This is a genomic window from Leptothoe spongobia TAU-MAC 1115, assembly GCF_018739885.1.
GTDB lineage: Bacteria > Cyanobacteriota > Cyanobacteriia > Phormidesmidales > Phormidesmidaceae > Leptothoe > Leptothoe spongobia.
Window position 1 is genome coordinate 1 of sequence record NZ_JADOES010000022.1, and the last position, 19784, is coordinate 19784.

The following is a 19784-nucleotide window of genomic DNA, read 5'->3' on the forward strand; positions in this document are numbered from 1 at the left end:
TTTGGTTGGGACGGGACTATTATCCCATCCCTTTTTTCTTATTTACAAAGGGTCCCACAACACCTGCGTACGCCCCGTGCTGGCATGTTGGTGCTAGTTGCTTCAGTCCTTTGAGCATGGTGAAATCGATTTCCCAGGTAGCTTCATTCCACGCTTTAATAAGCATGTCCGCGACATGATCATTATGTATTTGGACAAGCTTAGACCTGACTCGCTCATGCCATTGTTCATGAGTGACTTTTCCTGTAATTGCAGGCAACAGTAACTCGTGGGAAAAGGCACATGAAAACAAAGTGCCTCTGGTTAACCCTAAGGTAGGTTCAGCATTACTGATTTCTGAACCTACCCAGTGGCGGAGAACTCCATCGAAATCAATTAAAATCGTATCTTTCAATTGTCGCCTACCATTTTTGAGCATTGCGTAGCCTGATACCGCTGGCATGGAGTGATGTTTGCCAAACACTTTTCAAAGGCAATAAATTATCAAGTGCCCGTACCTCTATATGGCGTTTTTGATGCTCTTTTGGCAGTTGAGTGAGTGTGTCTAAACCAATGGGCATGACTTCAGTTTTAGCGTTGGTGTCTATTTCCATACAAAACAGTGCTCTCTCTTGAGAAGCTAGGGGCGTTATGGGCTGTCTTGAGAGCTTAAGCCATCGGTGGGGCGTTAGCCTGTTTGATTTCAGCCAATTCAGCCTGAAACAGGGATATTCCAGCATCGACCCATCGGTCGATTTCTGCTAACAAGGTTTTTAATGTGAATCTCTCGAATCGAGTGTTGAGCGTTGCCAATACGGTCATGATGATACCCCGGCGTTCAGCACCGTGGTCCGTTTTACTGGTGCGTCCCCCTTTTCTGACTTCAGCTTCGCGACGCACATTGCGTTCACTGCGATTGTTGGTGGGTTCCACGTGAGGATGAACGACAAAGACAAATAAGGCCTCTATGCCATTGACTAACTCATTTTGCAACCGAATGAAAGTCTGCTGATGAGTCGGCATCGTGTCCTTATCGATGGGTGTACCCGCATCACGACATACTTTGCGAATGCGGGTTTTGAGGCTATTGACTTTGTCAGTCCGACCCACACTCAGGCGTTGGTCTTTTTGCCAGCGCACCGCCTGCTGATAGATTCGGTAAAGGTCATCGAGAAAGGCTTTATATTCCGTTTGCTCTGGATGCTGAAGCATCAACTTGATGGCTTTCCGCAATAGATGTGCCCAACACAGTTGATGTTCAGTAAACAACGATTGGTAGGCCCCGTAATCATCTGTGACCCCAATGCCCTCAAACTGCTCTCCTACAATGGCCTGGGCTTCTGCTTTCCCGCGTCCCACACCACAGCGAAACAAGACGTGCATCGCCGTGGAAAACGCCCAGGTATAACAACTATCATTGCCGACCTTCCAGCCCGTTTCATCGATGTATATCACCAATTGTCGTGACAGCAACTCGGCTATCGTATCGTATTGATCCTGCCAATCTCGGCTCAGCTGTTCCAACAACGCATTGGCTTGCGATTTTGACAGCCCTAATCCGGTGAAAAATTTCACCACTCCACAGGTATTGTCGAGCGAGATGCCTACCCAATAGTGTAAAAACGCGACGATTAAGATAATCTCGATACCATACTCACTCAGACTACTACGAACGCCAGCAATAGTGGGTAATTGCTGACTCTCGGGTCTGGCAAACAAACGGTAACAGATATACGTCGCTTTCCCATCGATAATTCGCCAGACATACTGTTGACGACGTTCTATACATCCGGACTTGGCCACCCCTGGTTCATACACATCCACGTAATCATCGATCAACGATACCTTACTGTGTTGAGGACGACGTCCCGTTGATTGACGACCTCGTTTACTTTTCCGCGAGCCTTTATGCTTATCAACACTATAGTTTTCTGTGAATTTCGGAGACTTCGACCCTTTTGAAGCTCCCTTATCCTTCAAGAGCGTCTTCAACCGTTCATTCTCTGCGACGAGGTCCTGAATTTGCTGGTCTTGTTCCTGAATTCGCTGCTCCTGCTCCTGGATCCGCTGCTCCTGCTGGTCGAGGCGCATCCCAACTTGAGTTAAGAGCAGTGTGATGTCATCGGAACCCATCGAATCGAACCTGAATGTCTATCGCGATTGATTGATTGGAAATGTATCACAGATCCTCACACTATTTTCTCTCCTGAGAAAATAGACAACTACGTTTTAGCGACCCACATACCTGCATCTTCAAGACTTACAAACGCTTCTGTGGGAAGATTATAACGATAAAGAGTAGCTGTGTTTACTTGGTTCAGCCATGCCTTTTCAATATAGACAAGAAATTTGGCTGTACTCCCTTTCCACCATAACTGGTAATCCTCTTCGGTCGTTTTAGGGGTACGCCATAGCAAAATTCTTGGACATTCTCTAGGAAAGAGATACATCGCTTCATAGGAATCTTGAATGGCCCATACCAGCGGCCCATTAAGCCATTCAAGCCCTATGGGTCTTTTAGCCGCAATACGGACTGGTCGAGGCACAAACACATCGATATTTGGATTATCGCTGAAGTGGAATAGTTGCATGGCTAAAACAGTTCATCTAGTAATAGGTGATACTTAATTTTCTGCTCATTCTCATCGATTTTCAGGTTCTCGAAAAACCTCTGCATCAATGTTTTTTCTTTTGTTTCTTCCCAAATGTTTCGAGCAGCATGGGCAATATCACACCATATATCTGCACAACCTCCTCTGCCCCAATCAATCAAGCCAATACCACCCTGGGAATCGACGATAATATTCGCATCGTTCATATCGCCATGGGAAAATACTGGAGATTCTGGAAATTGGGTTGCCAGAAGATTCTGATATAGGTCTTTTGGAGAGCTGAATGGAAGCGTGCTATCCACGAAATCATCGTATGCAATTAAGGTATTGTCGATAAAGTAGTTAAGCTCTGCTAGTCGCGTGTCTAAGCTGCTATCAAATGGACAATTATTTATCTCAATAGTCCGGACAGAAAAGCGAGAAAAATAGACAGAAAAGCTATCCAGGATCTAAGGTTTTGTTAACGAACAACCTCTCTGAATAGCTATGGCATCCATCATACCGGGTCTACTGCGTAAAGTAGGCCATTTAGCAAACCCCGTCGTCAGTTTCTAGTGACCTTATTTGCGACCATCTATGTGGTGTGTGGCAAGGTGAACTTCACGAATTTGAGTCGTTATAGTGATCTTTCGGACCGTACCTATCGGCGACACTTTGAGCGCCCCTATGAGTTTATTGGCTTCAATCGATGTTTGATTGAGGAGGTGATCGTGCCCACCCATTTCCAGGTCGGTGTGGTGGATGCCTCGTTTGTGCCGAAAAGTGGAAAAGCCACCTATGGGATAGACCGGTTCTACAACGGCAAAGCCAGTCGCCCGGAACGGGGTCTGGAGCTCTCGATGATAGCGGTGGTGGATGTGGACCAGGCTATCGGCTACACGCTATCGGTGCAGCAAACCCCACCCATTGAAGCAGAGGCAGAGGTGAGCCCGAACTGGACTCGAGTCGATGACTACCTCGAACACCTGCGAACCACTCGTTCTGACTTGCCTGGGACAGTTCGATACTTAGTAGGGGATGGATTCTACAGCAAACTGAAATGGGTGAATGGGGTCGTTGAGTTGGAGTTAGAGGTGATTGGTAAACTGCGGTGTGATGCCAACTTAAAGTATCTCTATGACGGTCCACAAAAGTCTCGTGGGGCACGTCGTAAGTATGACGGAAAGGTTGACTTAAGCGACCTCAGGCGCTGGGAGGCACTGGGTGAAGTCGAAGACGATACCGAGCTGTATACGGCCATTGTCTGGTCCGTGAGTCTTAAACGTAAGATTCGAGTGGTGTATTTGCTCAATCGGAAGCATCCAGAGCAACTTTGCTATGCCTTGCTGTTCTCTACCGATCTCGACCTCGACCCGATTCAACTCTACGAGGCATACCGGGCGAGGTTCCAAATTGAATTTATTTTTAGAGACGCAAAGCAATTTACTGGGCTGACCGACTGCCAAGCCAGGGATGAACAGAAACTCGATTTTCATTTTAATGCTGCCCTCACCGCATTGAATATTGCCAAAGCCGAACAGTATCTGCAGCGCAACCCCTGGGAACCGTTTGTATTTTCTATGGCCTCCTACAAACGGCGCAAACTCAATCAGCACCTACTGGAGGCATTTATTCACAACTTAGATTTAGACGAGACTTTGATTAAATCACATCCCAACTATTCGAGCCTTTGTGAATACGGGGTTTTAGTCTCCTAATTCTGTCCGGAGTATTGTTATCTCAATAGCCTGTAGTTGGTTGATAGCTTCAGCAAACGTATCCACAAATTCATGGGGGTTAGTTTCTTGTTTCTCATATAGCGCCTCGCCCTCTAGCTGCTTCATAAGCAGGAATTGATGCTTATCATTCTCTAAATAATCCAGTATTTCTGGCACCTTTATCTGCTGGTTCAACCAGAGTATTACGTCTTTTTCCCTGGCTATACTGTATGTAGTATTAGAAAATTTCTGATGTCCAATTTTCAAATATAACGTCTCAGAGTTACTTGTCAGTTTGAAGACGTCTGCTGGTGATTCGCCTTCGCGATCTTCTTCTACTTGGTAGGTATTGCACAGTGCCCTTAGCGATTTTGGAAGTTCAATATTGCCTATCATTGTGCTGGTACAGCGACTTTAGTTACATCCCTTAAAGAGCAGTGCTCTACACTAAACATTATTGAGCAAATCAGCTGATGTCTGTAAAGCCCGTAGCGGTCTTAATTCATGTTCACTCTCTGGCAGAGGCGAGGGAATGGTACAAAAAGGCTTTTCCAATGGCAACGGAAATTCACCTTGAGAAACAGGACTTTGTCTCGCTTGATATTGATGGTTTCACCATCGAGTTGGTACATGCTGACCAGAAAGTTTCCAGTGGAAAGGCTGGTTCTGTTTTGTATTGGGCGGTTGCCCATCTCGACAAGGCGATCTCACATTTCGTCGCATTAGGCTCAACTGTTTATCGGGGTCCGATGGCCATTGAAAACGGTTTAGGCATGTGTCAAGTCACCGACCCTTTTGGAAATTTAATTGGCTTGCGAGGACCTTATGAAAATGGAGATTCAGCGCCTTAGCTTAGACGAATGCGCTCGCCTGCGATCTATTCGGCTAACAGCTTTACAGGACGCACCGCAGGCCTTTGAAACCACTTTTCAGACAGCGGTGGCATTCCCACCCGAAAGCTGGCAGCGACAGCTGCAAAATTTGCCCACGTTTATTGCCGTTGTCGATGGTGTAGATAGCGGTATGGTGCGTGGAGCGAGCAATCCAGACGATCCTAGCTTGGCTTATCTAATTTCGCTATGGGTGGCTCCCAAAGCGAGAGGGTTGGGCATTGGTCAAGCACTTATTGAGGCTGTGATTGCCTGGGCCGGTTCGGAAAAGTATGCCCGATTAGTGTTGGACGTGGCAGAAGAAAATGAACCTGCGATCGCACTTTATACCCGTAAAGGGTTCAAACCTACCGGACAGACAAGGACCTTACCACCGCCGAAAGACCATATTAAAGAACACGAGATGGTGCTTGAACTATCAGTGGGCTGAAGGAAGCATCTGGCCTCTAGTCTACATTGTCCATCAGCTCAGCAATCACAAACTTACTATCCCACAGTAACAGCTTCTCAGGATGCGCCTTATGTTGCCATTTCTGCCTGATGAACTATCGGCTACAATTGGGCGAATGGTCAGGGGCAGTACGTTGACATGGCTAAAGTAGGTAGGAAATTGGTTGGCTTAAATCAATTTTTACCATCAGCGTTGTGACGGATATTTCTTTTTGCCCCTTCAACCCTTTAATCTTCAAAACCATGGCAGATGGTTTGCTGCTGATCAGGTGGGTTGTCCTGATACTCGGTGAACTCGCGCCACCATTCACAGCCTCGCTGCATCAGGGCATCAAACTTCAGCGCTTCTAAATCCCACAAAATGGCCGTCTCATCGGCACTGCTGGAGACCAGGTTTTTGCTGTCAGGACTGAAGGCCAAGTCCAAAATCCAATCCCGATGACCCACAAAAGTTTGTAGTAGCTCCCCTTCAATTGACCAAAGCTTGACGGTATGATCTTCGACGTTTTCACTTGCCGTGGCGATGAACTGACCATTAGGACTAAACACAAATTTTCCTAGCCTATCGTCTTCATTGCCAATCGTCCGCAGGAGCTTACCATCCAGATTCCATAGCCTGATCGTGCCATCTAAGCCAGCTGTTCCAATAATTTGTCCATTAGGGGTGAATTGGACCCACACCACTGGATCAGTGTGGCCTTCTAGGTCGCGAATCAGTTCACCCTCGGTGTTCCATAGTTGCAAAGTATTATCACCAGCCGCCGCCAAATATTTCCCATCCGGGCTGAAAGCGATATAAGTGTATTCGTCTCGGTTGCCTAACGTGTGTCGTAATTCACCTTCGGTGCTCCAAAGTTTGACGGTGCCATCAGTACCGTTGGCTGAAGCCAGGGTTTTGCCGTCGGGGCTGAAAGCAATGCCGCCGATATAGTCGGCGTTGTTGGTCAGCGTGTGTAATAGTTCTCCATCCAGATTCCAGAGGCGGACAGTATCATTCCGGGTGGTGGCGAGGATGTTTCCATCCGGACTGAACGCGACAAATGATGTGCTTTCTCCCTCGTGACCCTCTAGAACGTTTAACCGCTCGCCTTCAGCACTCCAGAGGTGAGCGACAGGCCCACTACGACTAATTGACGCAATGACTTGACCATCTGGGCTAAAGGTAAAGTCACTGAGACGATGCACGATGTCGTAAGCCTCAACCGTGCGAATGAGTTCGCCATTGGCAGTCCAAAATTTGAGCTGGCCGTAGTCTTCTCCCGTCACGATGGTTTGGCCATCAGGACTGTATTGAGGGTCCCATACCCAAGATTTGTGGCCTTTGAGCGTCGTTGAAGTGTTTTCTTCAAAGTTCCAAAGCTTAACTGTTTTGTCGCCGCTGGCTGATAGTAACGTTTGGCCGTCTGGACTCAGCGTGAGATCCACGACCCAACCCTGATGCCCTGTAAACGTTTGCAGTAGGGTGCCCTCTAAATCCCATTGTTTGATGCTGCCGTCGTTACTTGAAGAGAACAGGGTTTGCCCATCCTGACTAAACATGACCCAATTGATGCCGGATGTATGGCCAATGAGTGTTTTGAGCAGCTGTCCTTCTCGGGTCCAGAGTTTGATGGTGTAATCGTGACTGGCTGAGGCAAGCAACTGCCCATCGGGGCTAAACGTTACCCGGTTCACAGTATCCTCATGGCCTGTTAGGGTGCTTAGCAGTTCGCCATTGCGACTCCAGAGTCTAATGGTTTTATCCGCTCCACTGGACGCGATGAGTTCTCCGTCAGGACTGAAGGCTTTGCTGCGAGGGGCAACCGTATGTCCAGAAAGGGTTTGGAGGAGTTCACCTTGCCAGTTCCAGAGCTTTATGGTCTTGTCATCGCTATGAGAGGAAATGATTTGGCCATCAGGACTGAGGACAAGCCCCCAAACCCGACCTTCATGACCGTTCAAGGTCTTCAGCAGCTCGCCGTTTCGGTTCCAAAGCTTGAGCGTGGCATCGTGGCTAGAGGTCACTAAGGTTTGACCATCGGGACTGAAGGCAATATCCCACACCTTGTCGCCATGGTCTGCCAGGGTATGCAGCAGCTCACCTTCGAGGTTCCAGAGCTTGGCGGTTTTATCTGCACTCGCGGAGGCTAAGACGTCTCCATCCGGGCTAAAGGTCAACCGACGAATGCTGTAACCAGCCTCATGGGCTGAAATGGTGCGGAGCAGCTTGCCGTCCTGATTCCAGAATTTGATTTCTCCGCGAGAGGTACCAGACGCAATCAGGGTGCCATCGGGGCTAATCGCAATTTCCCGAACAGCACCATCGTGATTGTCTAGGGTTTTGATTTCTCGAATACCTCCGACAGTTTGTGACAAGACTTGGCGGACGAGGTTGTGATCTCCCTCTGTATGTTGCTGTAACTTTTGCCCTGCTTCTAGGGCTGTAATTAACGCTGCAGGTTTTTTATCTGTGAAAAATAGGAGATTTGACTTTTCTGCAAGAGTAGTAATTTGGGCAATCTCCGATGTTTTCCACAGCCGATAGGCATATGCTCCAGCTCCTGCCGCGCCAACAAACGCCAAACTCATCACTGCTAGCAGCGACCTGAGAATCAAAATCCGTCGTTTCTCTTGCTTAACCTCGCGTTCCTGAGCTTCTCGTCCCGCATGGATATACTCTTTATGGAGTGTGGCTGGCAGCGGTTCCTTTTGTTGTTCCAGGGCTTCCACTAGCCAGTTTTCAGAAATAACAAACTCATCCCCCCGCAGCAACAGGTCATCCCGACGGTATTTTTTATCCCACTCCTGTGCTTTGACCAGTAGCCGGGTGTGTGTTTTCACATGGGATAGGTCTGTATTAAGGGCCTCCACTAAGGCCGTAAACGCCTGGTCGAAGTCATTGTCCTCTTTGAAAAATAGCCAGTTATGTCTGCCTAATGCTGGACGCACCAGAGACATATCAAACCCCTCTCGGTACACAATCGGCAACAACCGCTTATTATTTTCCACCGCATGGTCAATCTCCTGACCACACACCTTTGAAGCAATTGAATCAGGGCTAATCACAAAGATAAACGTATCCGCCCCTTCAATTCCGGCTTTAATTTCCTCCCACCAGTCTGCCGTCAGGGGAATGTTCTCCCAATCCACCCAGGCATCGTATTTACTATCCGCCAGAGCCTGATTCAGCACCTGTACAAAAGCTTTGTCCTTGCGAGAGTAAGAGATAAAGACATCCGTCATAGTAGATAAAGGAGTATGAAGTTTGAATTGATGATTTAGTAGAATTGCGATCGCACTTTACACCCGTAAAGGATTCAAACCCACAGGCCAGAAAAAGACTTTACCACCACCGAGAGACCATATTAAAGAACAAGAGATGGTGCTTGTCCTCTAGCAATCCGTTTCAGACTAGAGTGAACATAGGAGGCACCACTGTGCTCATTCTAGAGATTTGATAAAACACACCACCCGTTCAACTTCTTCAAACCCTATTTTTGTATGGAATTGATAGCTGTCCTGGTTTTCAATCAACGCATCAGATGCCAGTTCGACACAGCCTTGCTGTTGTGCCCATTGTTCAGCCCATTGGATGAGGGCTGTTCCAACTCTCTGATGGCGATACGGGGCGCGGACGTAAATTCCTTCTACGAAAGCGACGGGACTTTGGGTTGCCTCTGGTACGTAGTCTCGCCGTAGGGATAGGTTCATAAATGAGATCGCATCTCCAGCCGTATTACGCACTAACCACCCCGTCTGGTTTTCAGCATTGAGGATCTTCGTCATAGTCTTACGCATGTCTTCGCGATCTGAGTCATCCTCTGGAGGCCATAGCTCTAGCGCTAGCTCAACCCAATTTTCAAAGTCTGCGGGACCGACTGCACTAATGGTGAAATCGGCTGGTAGATTTTTGTTCATACGCTGCATCGCCTAGACTCTAATCAACGCCATGATAAATACGGTTTGGGATTGGTACAGTACCCTGATGGGGACCTCTGAAAGAAATGATATCCGTTACACTGAACTATCTATAGTTTCAACGGTTATTCAAGGAAAGGCAATATACTACCGTGCTACAAGCGCCTGATAGTTTCACTACACAAAGGCTAATTTTACGTCGTCCGCGCGTATCGGATGCAGCGGCGATCTTTGACTATGCTAGCGATCTCCAGGTGGTTTACTACATGGACTATGCGGTGCGTCAAAGCGTGAGCGAGCTAGAAGGCTATCTCAAAAGTAAGGCTGATCAGTGGGATGCTGGCACGTTCTCCTGGGTACTGACTGTTAAGCCTGATGATCGCCCCATTGGCACCGTTGGATGTTCCTTAGAGGGGCATGCGGCAGACTTTGGCTATTTACTGAATCGAAAGCACTGGGGGCAAGGATACGCTACAGAAGCCGCTAAGGAAATTGTAGAATGGGCCATCAACTCACCCGACATTTATCGAGTTTGGGCCACCTGCGATACGGAAAACCTAGCTTCTGCAAAGGTTCTAGAAAAGTGCGGTTTAGTCCGTGAGGGCACATTGCGATGTTACTGCATACGCCCAAATATTTCGCCTCAGCCCAGGGATGCCTTTATGTATGCCAGGGTTCGATAACTCCTCTAGTTCCCTATCCGCAAGTTTCTTATGGGTCTCCAACTATACGATACCTACTCCCGTCAGCTGCGGGAATTCCAGCCGCTAAATCCTCCCACTGTTGGTCTGTATACCTGTGGACCAACAGTGTATGACTATGCCCACATTGGCAACTTACGCACCTACATTTTTGAAGACATCCTACGTCGAGTGCTGGAGTTTAACGGTTACAACGTGCTACACGTCACCAACATTACCGACGTTGGCCATTTAACTTCCGATGCCGATGAGGGGGAGGACAAAATGGAGAAGGGCTCTAAACGCACGGGCAAAACCGCCTGGGAGATCGCTGAACTCTATACCCAGGCATTTAAAGCTGATTTGGAACGATTGAATGTTCTAGAACCAAAAGTCTGGTGTCGGGCAACGGATCATATTCAAGAACAGATTGAGTTTATCCAGGGAATTGAGGCCCAGGGGTTTACCTATCGCACCGCCGATGGCATCTACTTTGATACCTCCCGCCTATCAGACTATGGCTTTCTGGCTCGGCTTGATATTGAAGGATTACAGGCCGGTGCACGGGTAGCCATGGCAGAGAAACGAAACCTGACTGACTTTGCCCTATGGAAGTTTAGCCCTACCGATCAAACCCGACAAATGGAATGGGATAGCCTCTGGGGACGAGGATTTCCTGGCTGGCATATCGAGTGTTCAGCGATGTCGGCCAAATATCTGGGCACATTTTTTGACATCCACTGCGGTGGAGAAGACCATATTCCAGTCCATCATACCAATGAGATTGCCCAGACCCAGGCATGCCATGGCACCCACCTGGCAAACTTCTGGATGCATGGCTATTTTCTGCAGTTAGATGATGCCAAAATGGCTAAATCCAGCGGTGAGTTTTTGACGATACAGCGGTTGGTTGACCGGGGCTATGACCCACTGGCCTATCGTTATTTTTGTCTTAATGCCAGCTATCGGGCCAAGCTTAATTTTACCTGGCAGAGTTTAGATGGAGCTGGCACTGCTCTAAACCGACTGCGCACAATTAGCCATGGCTGGGGTGAGGCAGGTATCCCTGACGACAGCTATATCCAACGGTTTACCAGCCATGTTAATAACGATTTAAATATGCCCCAGACCTTAGCGCTGACCTGGGAGATGGTCAAAGGTGATTTACCCGATGACACCAAAAAGGCAACACTGACTGAATTTGACAAGGTATTGGGACTGCAATTGGCAGACTGGTCACCCATAACAGATACGATCCCAGAGGAGATTATGGCCCTTGCCCAACAGCGGCATCAGGCCAGACTTGAAAAACGTTGGCAAGACGCCGATCAGCTCAGGGATCAACTTATGGCGGCTGGGTACAGCGTAAAAGATACTCCAGAAGGCCCCCAGGTTAACTCTAATGAATAACGATAAAACCAGAGTGAGTCAAATAATTCATGATTGAAACACCGTTTGATCTCTCATATCACTATGACGATAACTTACAGGATGTACCGAATAATTCGGGCGAAATGCAACAGGCCATAGATTTTTGGCAAGCTCAACTTGATCAGCCTGGGTTAGAGATTTTCCAGAGAATTAAACTACTTGGCAGAATTGGTGGTTATGCTCGTACATTGAGAAATTTAGACCGTGCAGAACAGGCACTGAGCACGGCCCTCACACTCTCCAAGGCTATTGAAAATCGACGATTTGAAGCCGCCAATTCAATTAAGCTGGCCCATGTATATCAGTGGCAGCAGCGATATGTAGAAAGTGAGACTATGTTTGAAGCCGTCATTACTCTCTGCCAGAACGATCCAGAAGCAGCTCCCTATTTGGACTTTGCCTATCAGCACTTTGGTAAGTGCAAGTTTGATCAACAAAAGTATGCAGAGGCCCTGCAGTGTTTTGAACAGGCGCTAAACATACGGATGGAAAAAGGTGATTCAGAGTTGATTGCGTCTACAGAGCTTGCGATCGCAACTACCCACTCTCGCCAAAAATGTCACGACTCTGGTGCCAGCGCCACATATCACTAAGATACGTGGCGCGGACCAACGTATCCAAATGACCTTCAATCATACTGATCTTGAGAAGGGAAACATGTCGCTCCCAACCTTAAAAACTCAACGTCTCGTTCTGCGACCGTTTACCCTCGCAGATGCACCCACGGTACAAAAACTATGCAGTGCCTATGAGGTCGCTGCTAAAACGCTCAGCATGCCGCATCCCTATCCAGACGGTGCGGCAAAAGCCTGGATCGCCACCCACGAACCTGACTGGGATAACAAAACCTGGATCACTCTGGCCCTGACTCTAAAAGAAGACGAAACTGAACCCCAAGACATCATGGGTGCGGTTAGCCTCAAGCTATGCTTAATTCACCAACGGGCAGGATTGGCTTACTGGCTAGGGATGCCCTACTGGAATAATGGGTACATGACCGAAGCCGCCCATGCTCTGGTGAAATACGGCTTTGAAGAATTGCAGCTCAACCGAATCGAAGCCGGACACCATCGCAGTAACCCGGCTTCCGGGCGAGTAATGCAAAAAATCGGTATGCAGCATGAGGGGATCAATCGACAGTACATCCTGAGATTTGGCCAATTTGAAGATCGTGTCATGTATGGTTTACTCGCAGCTGATTGGAAGGAAGAAGAGAACCAAGCATGAGTGTTATTTCCCATAATTCAGCTGTTCCTATAGATTGGATTACTAACGCTCTACCATCAAAACTAGGAACCATTCAACAGGTTGAAACTGTTAAGCAGCGTCCCTGGTCTCAGGTCTATCAAATCAAGACAGAATACGGGATAGCTTATTTCAAAATCTGTGGCCTAGACCATTGGCAAGAGGTCTCGCTACTGAGGTGGTTAATGCCTCAGGCAATCATGCCAGATGTTTTTGCCCTGGACATTGAACAAGGCTGGATACTGATAGCAGATGGGGGCATTCTCTTACGCGAGTTGCCCAACCTCAAAGCTCAGGATTCTAACTTAGCCACCCTGTTGTCTAACTATGCCAGGTTACAGCAACGGTCTTTGGAGCATATTGGTGAGTTGTTGGCGATGCCACTCCCCAATCGTCGTCTCGGCCAGATTCCCTATTTAGTCCAGCAATTGCTCAATACTGGCACTCGTCAGGGCTGGTTAGATAAGGAGTTGTCCAAACAAGTGCTGGATACCCTACCTACCCTAGAGCAGCTTGGCAGTAAACTCTCTGGAACTCCCTATGCTACGGCACTAGACCATGGTGACCTACACACGGGCAATATCCTATTCAAGCAGAATCAACTGCATATCTGTGACTGGGGTGATGCCTGTATTACCCATCCATTTTGTTCTCTGTTGCCGCTAGTAGAAACGGTGATGGGCAGTCAATATTCCACACTTGCTTTTTCAAAGATTGTGAATACAGATTGGGTTAATGCCTACTTACAGGCTTGGAATACCTTTGCACCGATGGAGACCCTACAAATGGAGTCTCAACAAGCTCTTTGCATTGCCCTACTATTGAGAGCCCTGAATATTGCCTACGCCATCCAGCATGCGGATGTGGCTACTCTGACACGCTGGTCGCATTCCGTTACTAATTACCTGTCACAATGGGTGCAGGTGGAACCGCTGGTAAGTTAAGGATGGATTTAGGGTCGATGGAAGTTCAAATTGTTCCGGTTGCATTTGAGGATAAAACCGAACTGCTTGACCTGATGACGCGTGTTATTTGTACCAGCGTTACCCAAGAGATAGACTTGCAGAGCAGCTACATTGAGAACATCACTAAAAATCTGGAATGGTGGGCTGCCAATCCTGAGCTGGGCTGTCATCTTAAGGCAGTTAATAATGAAACGATTGTAGGTGTGATTTTGGTTAAGAAATTCTGGAACCTCTGTAGCTTGTTTGTGGTGCCAGAGTGCCATCGGCAGGGGATTGGGCGAGCCCTGATGATGGCAGCCATAGACGACTGTCGGGCAAAGAGTGACAAGCGGGCTATCCATCTTAATGCTGCACCGGATGAGATCGCATTCTACCGAGCCATGGGATTTATCCCAAGTAAGAGCGATCAGTCCCTGCCTAAAGGAGTTGAACCGATGAAGTTTGTTCTGCGTTAATGAGTCTCGATGAAATCTCAACTATACGGATGGAATTTAAATTTTGTCCCCTTACAAAGAACTATGCACTGGCTATTTTAGCCTGGCAATATCCTGCTCCCTATGACGTTTACAACTTCAAAGAAAATAACCTTCAAGCAGATTTGCCGTATCTCCTGGAACCACAACATGCCTTTTTTGCCATTCTCAATCAGCAAGGAGAACTAGAAGGCTACTGCTCCTTCGGAAGCGATGGGCGAGTACCTGGGGGAGACTATAGCGAGCCAGCACTGGATATTGGCATGGGCATCAAACCTGACCTAATTGGCCAGGGAAACGGCAAACACTATGCCATGGCAGTCGCTCGCTATGGAATCCAGCGCTATCAAGCTACCCAGCTCAGAGTGACCATTGCTGGATTCAATCAAAGGGCACAACGGGTCTGGCAATCACTGGAATTCCAAACGGTTGAGTTATTTTACAAAACTGGCAGTCGAGAGAAATTCATAGTCATGGTGAGGTGCAACACAATGTCAAAGCCCTTTTCCTAGAAACGCACTTAAATAGAAAATCATGCAATTTTGTCTAGCCTCCGAGCAACATAGGACAATTTTCCAAAGTTGGAATAGGGCATCTCGCCTGGAAGAAAGAACCTGTCGTCCGATTATCGATGGTAAGCGTGCAACACCAGATAATCGAGTGGTTCCCCTTGCATTTTTTCAAGATGATATCAATCAGTCGGCACCAGTCGGACGATTTGTGTATTTCGATATTAATCCTCGCAATCACTCCGCTGAGTTTGGCTATATTGTCAGCCCGAAGCATCGAAACCAGGGCATTGGCACAAAGATGGTAACCCAAGCTCTAGACCACTTATTTTCAACAACAGATTTAAACAAACTATACTGTCAAACAGCCGCGTTCAATGTTGCCTCGATTAGGCTTCTAGAAAAACTGGGTTTCCACAAGGATGGCATCCTCAGAGAACACCATGAACTTGATGGCACTCTATGGGACGATATTGTTTACAGTATTCTCAGGCATGAATGGATTGATAGAAAAGCAATTCCATCTCTCAATGGCTATACCATTCGTCCATACATTCCCACTGATGAAACCCAGTGGATACGTTGTCGGGTACTGGCGTTTCTAGATTCTGCCTACTTTGATGATGTGAAGCGAGCGAAACCTCAATACGATAATCCCACCATTGAGTTGGTTGCCATTGCAGCAGACGGTACCGTTGTTGGCTTCATCGATATCGAATGTGAGACGATACCGGGCACGATATGCTCTGACCGGCCTGGTTTAGCGGGCATGATTTGGGATTTGGGAGTTCATCCCGATCATCGTCGTCGCGGGGTAGCCAGGGCATTATTAGAGCGGGCAGTTGAAATCTCAAAACACCATTCTTTAGCCAGACTTGAAGCCTGGACCAGAGACGATCCATCTACCGTAGACTGGTACCAGAAGCAGAACTTCCAATATATCCAGAACTATCTCCATGTCTACCTACAAGGGGCAGAAGCGACCCAGACTCTCACATCGTCATATCCAAGCATAAAACCCGTATGGGCATTCAGCCACTGCAGCCAACCCGATAAATTTGACGCTATCCACAGCCGATTCCAGCGTGTTCATGATTGCCAACTGTTTGAACTACGCCTGACCTAAAGTACCTTTTAGGATAATGACAGCCATGCTAGTCGGCAGTTTACTGATAGCGAAGAGCTCTCCATAGCCACCTTAGTTAACAAAGACATGAAAACAGACTACATCGGCCATGATCGCGCCTACCAGCGCAAACGACAAAATCCTGCCTATGCAGGCTGGAATGAAGCAGCCTCTTTAGCGGATGACTGGCAAAACTGTTGGCAACCGCTCATCCAAAGAAAACACTTTCCTAAAACGGGCAAACTTTTGGAACTGGGATGTGGAGCCGGGAATATCAGCATTAAGTTTGCACAGTTAGGCTATGACGTAACTGGCGTTGACATTGCCTCCACTGCCATTAACTGGGCAATAGAGAACGCAGCTAAAGCAGATGTTGATATAGCTTTCTTACTCAACGATGTGCTGACACTGTCTGACATCGAAGATGAATCTTTTGATCTTGCCTTAGACGGTCACTGTTTCCATTGCATCATCGGAGAAGATCGCACCCGATTCTTGCAATCGGCATATCGAATCCTCAAAAACAATGGTGTTTTAGCCATTAATACAATGTGTAATGAGGTGCCCATGGAGGCTGACTGGCAGGAGAATTTTGATCCTCAATCTCGATGCTTGATGCATGGGGATCTAGCAACGCGCTACATTGGCGACTCTAACGACATTCTGCGAGAAGTTATCAATGCCGGGTTTCGGATCTTTACCATGGAGGTTTTACCTCCCAGGCATTCAGAAGATTTGGCTGACTTGCAGCTTATTGCTACCAAAATATAGTCACAGACAATAGACATCTCCAGAGCTGAAAAGCTTTGATAGACAAAGGGTACAGCTATCCAGATGATAACTGCCAAAAAGGGATGAATAACGAAAGCTCAAGCTTTGAGCTGTATTGTTGTTAGTTTAGGGGGGATTTTATAGCCACTGAATGTCCTCTTTGCCAATTTTTTAAGCAGGGTTTAAATGCCCTAATTTATAGCGTCCTAATCGGAGTCTAACCAGGCCACAGACGACCAAAATAGCCGTGTCATAATATCTAGCATTGAGGCGAAACCGTTCTTGAGCAATCCGCCAAATTTTGATCACCCGAATCAGGTGTTCGATATAAATTCGTCCCTGAGCAAATTCCTTATTGGCCTGTTTCTGCTCGGTACTCAGGGCTTTCTTACGAGGCTTTTTGATCGGGGTGCGAGTGCGCTCAACCCCCTGATAGGCTTTATCACCTCCATAGATTTGCTCGTCGCTCAAGTTGACCTGCTGTTCACGCAGTAAACTTGGATCACTACGAGGTCCTGGTTCTCCCACCAATACATCCACAATGTCATGACCCGTGTTCAGGCTAATCACTTGATTTTTGAACGTATGTTGCTTCTTCTTTCCCGAATAATGAGCTTTCTGAACCTCATTATCCCTAGGACGTTCACGGGGTTGCTCGGTACTATCGACTAACAGCTCTTGCTCTGCAAGAATTGTCTGAAGTAAGGCTAATTCCTCGGGATTGTCAGTGACTTCTTCGAGCCAACTCGCTGGCAACTGTTGACGTAACCTCTCGACCCAATCGTGATAGATGTCATGAGCTGTGCTTTCACACACGCCATAGTGTAACCCCAGCATCTCAAAGGTCGGGTGCTGCCTGAGATACAACAGACACAGGCTGATTTCCTCCGCATCACTCAGTTTGGGAGGGCACCCGCCTCCGGGGGCATTGATACGGACTTTGCTTTGAGTTGCCTGGGACGTTTGGCTGGCTTGGTGGGCTACTAATACCTCTATCAAGTCACTGAATTCCTGATAGCCAATCCCAAACATACGCTGACAACGCTTAGGATTTTGATTGATATAATCGTAGGGATTTTTCATTTGGTCGGTAATGCTCTACTTTTAGAGTTTTACCGCCTTTTTTTATCCGAATTTATATTTTGGAGATGTCTAATGGGTAAAGTCCAAGTTGTTCCCCATAATCCGATATGGCGTAGTCTATTTGCGCAGGAAGCTCATCAGCTTAGCACTGCTTTAGGTGCTATGGCTAAAGAAATTCATCACATTGGCAGCACAGCTATTCCAGACATATACGCGAAACCGATTGTCGATCTTTTGGTCATAGTTGAAGATATCTCTGCAGTGGATACGAAATCATCAGAAATGATTTTGCTGGGCTATGAAGTCATGGATGAATATGGCATTGTAGGTCGCCGATATTTTCGTAAAGCCAATACGAACGGTGTTAGAACCCATCATGTACACGCTTTTGAGATAGATGCTGAACCTGTAAAGCGTCACTTGCTGTTTCGAGATTACTTGATTGCCCATCCCGAAGCAGCTCAGCAATATAGCGACTTGAAGCGTAAATTAGCCAAACAATATCCCATAGATTCAAGGGCCTATACGGCTGGTAAAGATAAATTTGTTATAGATATCGTTCTTGCAGCAGAATCCTGGCAAAAACAGCAGACAGTTTCAGATGTTGATGTTCTTAAACAAAAGCAGAACGAAGCAATTTAAGTCCACAACTTAACCTCAGATGATTAGCGATGTAGGCTTGGCCACTATGAAAATTCGGTCAATTAACAGGGAAGAACATGCCCTAGTCCGTGAACTTCGTATTGCAGCCTTACGTGATGCGCCAGAATCGTTTGCTGAATCCGCAGATGAGGCATCTGCCCGCCCGATATCCTACTGGATAGAGCAGACAGAATCTCTTGTCGACCCACATATTATGTTTCTCGTAGAAGTTGACGGCAAACCCCGAGGGACTATCTATGGCCTTGTTGATCAACAACATAAAGCTAGCGGCAGGGTTGGTGGTTTGTGGGTTGATTCAGCGTATCGAGGCCAGGGGATAGGGTACTTGTTACTAAATGCAGTCATTCAATGGGCGCGCTCCAAGAAATTTTCCACTATCCGCCTCTGGGTGCCCATAGAGGTTCCTGCAGCGAAAGCGCTATATCTCAAGTCAGGCTTTGAGTTCACCAATAACGTAAAACATGTTGAATCTGCAACGCCTTTTGATATTCGAGAAATGCAGCTTCTACTTTGAAGTTTCCACGTTAACGCTCGCTGTTGCAATTTATATAAGCGTCATTGACCAGTTTGGGTACACAATCGCTCACATTGATCTGTGCTGCTAACGCAACATCTTGTTCAAAGCCGATCTCTACCAGTTCCCTTCCAGAACTACACTGCTGGATCGCGTCGAATAAATTTGACTGAACACTTTGATATGCAGCAACAGCGGCTTGGGCTTCAGGTGATAATCGACCGTTTAGGTGACTTGCGAACTGACCAGTCAGCGCTTGCGCGATCGCACCAGCACCAACTAAATCCTCAAACGCAGGGCGAAGGCTACCATCTGGCCACCGCTCACCGGCAGGCACGATTGTAATCGACTGGCCATAGTGTTGAGCGGCCAAGGCAACGGCCCTACAGTTTCTTAAACAGCCAGCCAGTGTAGGTGTTGTCTCTGTCGCTAAACTCAGCGTTGCACCATTCGGTGAAGGCAAGACTAACCGAGTACCGCTATCAATTTGAAGCAATGAAGCCGGTGATAGTGAATAACGACTGGTGCCCCGCTTTTCGGCTAATTCTGCATCGATTGTCTGAGCGAATTCCCTGGCTGTGTGATCTCGCCAGCAATATGGAAAAATAGTCGCACCACGGCTGGTGGCAATCTCTACACAGGTTGAAAATGATAGAACATCAACAATGATGACAACATCACTGATGGCGGTTAGCTGTTCAATGCCCTGCTGTCCCCACTCACAGCGGATATCAAAATTAGCTTGATTAAAATACATCAGTTGCTCCGTCTCTGTGCGAAATAACACCTCATTTCCCTG

General features: G+C 47.4%; 24 protein-coding genes. 14 read left to right on the forward strand and 10 right to left on the reverse strand.

All coding sequences use genetic code 11. The features are described from left to right. Positions 1 to 19 precede the first annotated feature (19 nt). From IXB50_RS12210 to IXB50_RS12230, 5 genes are all read right to left on the reverse strand, one after another. Positions 20 to 442 (reverse strand): hypothetical protein, encoded by a 423-nt coding sequence (locus IXB50_RS12210; RefSeq protein WP_326520787.1) that lies wholly within the window; start codon positions 440 to 442, stop codon positions 20 to 22. Next, positions 402 to 593, reverse strand: a complete 192-nt coding sequence (locus IXB50_RS12215; protein WP_215609251.1) for a DUF6886 family protein — start codon at positions 591 to 593, stop codon at positions 402 to 404. The genes IXB50_RS12210 and IXB50_RS12215 overlap by 41 nt, the downstream gene beginning before the upstream one ends. Before the next feature lie 55 nt (positions 594 to 648). Beyond that, the gene (locus tag IXB50_RS12220) at positions 649 to 2112 is read right to left on the reverse strand and encodes an IS66 family transposase (RefSeq protein ID WP_215609252.1); all 1464 of its coding nucleotides are present in this window, start codon (positions 2110 to 2112) and stop codon (positions 649 to 651) included. A gap of 89 nt (positions 2113 to 2201) precedes the next feature. After that, on the reverse strand, positions 2202 to 2570 hold the full coding sequence (locus IXB50_RS12225) for a DUF6886 family protein (RefSeq protein WP_215609253.1): 369 nt from the start codon (positions 2568 to 2570) through the stop codon (positions 2202 to 2204). A 2-nt stretch (positions 2571 to 2572) separates the two neighbouring features. After that, positions 2573 to 3040 carry a phosphotransferase gene (locus IXB50_RS12230; RefSeq protein ID WP_215609315.1) on the reverse strand — a complete coding sequence of 156 codons (468 nt, stop codon included), beginning with the start codon at positions 3038 to 3040 and terminating at the stop codon, positions 2573 to 2575. A 105-nt stretch (positions 3041 to 3145) separates the two neighbouring features. Here IXB50_RS12230 and IXB50_RS12235 point away from each other — a divergent pair, with 105 nt between their 5' ends. Further along, on the forward strand, positions 3146 to 4288 hold the full coding sequence (locus tag IXB50_RS12235; protein ID WP_326520788.1) for a transposase: 1143 nt from the start codon (positions 3146 to 3148) through the stop codon (positions 4286 to 4288). On the opposite strand, the gene IXB50_RS12240 is transcribed toward IXB50_RS12235, so the two are convergent. Then, a complete protein-coding gene (locus IXB50_RS12240) occupies positions 4277 to 4684 on the reverse strand; it encodes a protein kinase family protein (RefSeq protein ID WP_215609254.1) in 408 nt (135 codons plus the stop codon). The genes IXB50_RS12235 and IXB50_RS12240 overlap by 12 nt on opposite strands. Before the next feature lie 77 nt (positions 4685 to 4761). Between IXB50_RS12240 and IXB50_RS12245 the strand changes: the two genes are divergently transcribed. Continuing rightward, positions 4762 to 5139 (forward strand): VOC family protein, encoded by a 378-nt coding sequence (locus tag IXB50_RS12245; protein ID WP_215609255.1) that lies wholly within the window; start codon positions 4762 to 4764, stop codon positions 5137 to 5139. Next, positions 5114 to 5608 carry a GNAT family N-acetyltransferase gene (locus tag IXB50_RS12250; RefSeq protein ID WP_215609256.1) on the forward strand — a complete coding sequence of 165 codons (495 nt, stop codon included), beginning with the start codon at positions 5114 to 5116 and terminating at the stop codon, positions 5606 to 5608. Before IXB50_RS12245 ends, IXB50_RS12250 begins: the two co-directional genes overlap by 26 nt. Before the next feature lie 248 nt (positions 5609 to 5856). On the opposite strand, the gene IXB50_RS12255 is transcribed toward IXB50_RS12250, so the two are convergent. Both IXB50_RS12255 and aac(6') read right to left on the reverse strand, forming a co-directional pair. After that, positions 5857 to 8850, reverse strand: coding sequence for a TIR domain-containing protein (locus IXB50_RS12255; RefSeq protein ID WP_215609257.1), 2994 nt, complete (start codon positions 8848 to 8850; stop codon positions 5857 to 5859). 198 nt (positions 8851 to 9048) lie between these two features. Next, positions 9049 to 9525, reverse strand: coding sequence for an aminoglycoside 6'-N-acetyltransferase (aac(6'), locus tag IXB50_RS12260; RefSeq protein WP_215609258.1), 477 nt, complete (start codon positions 9523 to 9525; stop codon positions 9049 to 9051). Positions 9526 to 9677: 152 nt separating this feature from the next. Here aac(6') and IXB50_RS12265 point away from each other — a divergent pair, with 152 nt between their 5' ends. The 9 genes from IXB50_RS12265 to IXB50_RS12305 all read left to right on the forward strand — a co-directional run bounded on the left by IXB50_RS12265 (position 9678) and on the right by IXB50_RS12305 (position 16725). Continuing rightward, complete coding sequence (locus IXB50_RS12265; RefSeq protein ID WP_215609259.1) at positions 9678 to 10208, forward strand: GNAT family N-acetyltransferase; 531 nt, start codon at positions 9678 to 9680, stop codon at positions 10206 to 10208. Positions 10209 to 10238: 30 nt separating this feature from the next. Next, positions 10239 to 11615, forward strand: coding sequence for a cysteine--tRNA ligase (gene cysS, locus IXB50_RS12270; RefSeq protein WP_215609260.1), 1377 nt, complete (start codon positions 10239 to 10241; stop codon positions 11613 to 11615). 29 nt (positions 11616 to 11644) lie between these two features. Then, positions 11645 to 12229, forward strand: coding sequence for a tetratricopeptide repeat protein (locus tag IXB50_RS12275; protein WP_215609261.1), 585 nt, complete (start codon positions 11645 to 11647; stop codon positions 12227 to 12229). 64 nt (positions 12230 to 12293) lie between these two features. Continuing rightward, positions 12294 to 12863 (forward strand): GNAT family N-acetyltransferase, encoded by a 570-nt coding sequence (locus IXB50_RS12280; protein ID WP_215609262.1) that lies wholly within the window; start codon positions 12294 to 12296, stop codon positions 12861 to 12863. Continuing rightward, complete coding sequence (locus IXB50_RS12285) at positions 12860 to 13825, forward strand: aminoglycoside phosphotransferase family protein (RefSeq protein ID WP_215609263.1); 966 nt, start codon at positions 12860 to 12862, stop codon at positions 13823 to 13825. Before IXB50_RS12280 ends, IXB50_RS12285 begins: the two co-directional genes overlap by 4 nt. Then, positions 13795 to 14301, forward strand: coding sequence for a GNAT family N-acetyltransferase (locus IXB50_RS12290; RefSeq protein WP_215609264.1), 507 nt, complete (start codon positions 13795 to 13797; stop codon positions 14299 to 14301). The genes IXB50_RS12285 and IXB50_RS12290 overlap by 31 nt, the downstream gene beginning before the upstream one ends. A 29-nt stretch (positions 14302 to 14330) precedes the next feature. Then, positions 14331 to 14831 (forward strand): GNAT family N-acetyltransferase, encoded by a 501-nt coding sequence (locus tag IXB50_RS12295; protein ID WP_215609265.1) that lies wholly within the window; start codon positions 14331 to 14333, stop codon positions 14829 to 14831. A gap of 22 nt (positions 14832 to 14853) precedes the next feature. After that, complete coding sequence (locus tag IXB50_RS12300) at positions 14854 to 15954, forward strand: GNAT family N-acetyltransferase (protein ID WP_215609266.1); 1101 nt, start codon at positions 14854 to 14856, stop codon at positions 15952 to 15954. A gap of 87 nt (positions 15955 to 16041) precedes the next feature. Next, a complete protein-coding gene (locus IXB50_RS12305; protein WP_215609267.1) occupies positions 16042 to 16725 on the forward strand; it encodes a class I SAM-dependent methyltransferase in 684 nt (227 codons plus the stop codon). A 171-nt stretch (positions 16726 to 16896) separates the two neighbouring features. Here IXB50_RS12305 and IXB50_RS12310 read toward each other — a convergent pair whose 3' ends face one another. Continuing rightward, positions 16897 to 17808, reverse strand: coding sequence for a transposase family protein (locus IXB50_RS12310; protein WP_215609268.1), 912 nt, complete (start codon positions 17806 to 17808; stop codon positions 16897 to 16899). 72 nt (positions 17809 to 17880) lie between these two features. On the opposite strand from IXB50_RS12310, the gene IXB50_RS12315 reads away from it, so the two are divergent. Further along, complete coding sequence (locus IXB50_RS12315; RefSeq protein WP_215609269.1) at positions 17881 to 18450, forward strand: GrpB family protein; 570 nt, start codon at positions 17881 to 17883, stop codon at positions 18448 to 18450. A gap of 46 nt (positions 18451 to 18496) precedes the next feature. Continuing rightward, the gene (locus IXB50_RS12320; RefSeq protein ID WP_215609270.1) at positions 18497 to 18985 is read left to right on the forward strand and encodes a GNAT family N-acetyltransferase; all 489 of its coding nucleotides are present in this window, start codon (positions 18497 to 18499) and stop codon (positions 18983 to 18985) included. A gap of 10 nt (positions 18986 to 18995) precedes the next feature. Here IXB50_RS12320 and IXB50_RS12325 read toward each other — a convergent pair whose 3' ends face one another. Beyond that, a complete protein-coding gene (locus IXB50_RS12325; protein ID WP_215609271.1) occupies positions 18996 to 19772 on the reverse strand; it encodes a 2-phosphosulfolactate phosphatase in 777 nt (258 codons plus the stop codon). Positions 19773 to 19784 lie beyond the last annotated feature (12 nt).

What these genes read in the sequence shown, in the direction of transcription:
- IXB50_RS12210 (WP_326520787.1), bottom strand. Translation starts at nt 442, where the DNA reads ATGCCAGCGGTATCAGGCTACGCAATGCTCAAAAATGGTAGGCGACAA.
- IXB50_RS12215 (WP_215609251.1), bottom strand. Translation starts at nt 593, where the DNA reads ATGGAAATAGACACCAACGCTAAAACTGAAGTCATGCCCATTGGTTTA.
- IXB50_RS12220 (WP_215609252.1), bottom strand. Translation starts at nt 2,112, where the DNA reads ATGGGTTCCGATGACATCACACTGCTCTTAACTCAAGTTGGGATGCGC.
- IXB50_RS12225 (WP_215609253.1), bottom strand. Translation starts at nt 2,570, where the DNA reads ATGCAACTATTCCACTTCAGCGATAATCCAAATATCGATGTGTTTGTG.
- IXB50_RS12240 (WP_215609254.1), bottom strand. Translation starts at nt 4,684, where the DNA reads ATGATAGGCAATATTGAACTTCCAAAATCGCTAAGGGCACTGTGCAAT.
- IXB50_RS12245 (WP_215609255.1), top strand. Translation starts at nt 4,762, where the DNA reads ATGTCTGTAAAGCCCGTAGCGGTCTTAATTCATGTTCACTCTCTGGCA.
- IXB50_RS12250 (WP_215609256.1), top strand. Translation starts at nt 5,114, where the DNA reads ATGAAAATGGAGATTCAGCGCCTTAGCTTAGACGAATGCGCTCGCCTG.
- IXB50_RS12255 (WP_215609257.1), bottom strand. Translation starts at nt 8,850, where the DNA reads ATGACGGATGTCTTTATCTCTTACTCTCGCAAGGACAAAGCTTTTGTA.
- cysS (WP_215609260.1), top strand. Translation starts at nt 10,239, where the DNA reads ATGGGTCTCCAACTATACGATACCTACTCCCGTCAGCTGCGGGAATTC.
- IXB50_RS12275 (WP_215609261.1), top strand. Translation starts at nt 11,645, where the DNA reads ATGATTGAAACACCGTTTGATCTCTCATATCACTATGACGATAACTTA.
- IXB50_RS12280 (WP_215609262.1), top strand. Translation starts at nt 12,294, where the DNA reads ATGTCGCTCCCAACCTTAAAAACTCAACGTCTCGTTCTGCGACCGTTT.
- IXB50_RS12285 (WP_215609263.1), top strand. Translation starts at nt 12,860, where the DNA reads ATGAGTGTTATTTCCCATAATTCAGCTGTTCCTATAGATTGGATTACT.
- IXB50_RS12290 (WP_215609264.1), top strand. Translation starts at nt 13,795, where the DNA reads ATGGGTGCAGGTGGAACCGCTGGTAAGTTAAGGATGGATTTAGGGTCG.
- IXB50_RS12295 (WP_215609265.1), top strand. Translation starts at nt 14,331, where the DNA reads ATGGAATTTAAATTTTGTCCCCTTACAAAGAACTATGCACTGGCTATT.
- IXB50_RS12300 (WP_215609266.1), top strand. Translation starts at nt 14,854, where the DNA reads ATGCAATTTTGTCTAGCCTCCGAGCAACATAGGACAATTTTCCAAAGT.
- IXB50_RS12305 (WP_215609267.1), top strand. Translation starts at nt 16,042, where the DNA reads ATGAAAACAGACTACATCGGCCATGATCGCGCCTACCAGCGCAAACGA.
- IXB50_RS12310 (WP_215609268.1), bottom strand. Translation starts at nt 17,808, where the DNA reads ATGAAAAATCCCTACGATTATATCAATCAAAATCCTAAGCGTTGTCAG.
- IXB50_RS12315 (WP_215609269.1), top strand. Translation starts at nt 17,881, where the DNA reads ATGGGTAAAGTCCAAGTTGTTCCCCATAATCCGATATGGCGTAGTCTA.
- IXB50_RS12320 (WP_215609270.1), top strand. Translation starts at nt 18,497, where the DNA reads ATGAAAATTCGGTCAATTAACAGGGAAGAACATGCCCTAGTCCGTGAA.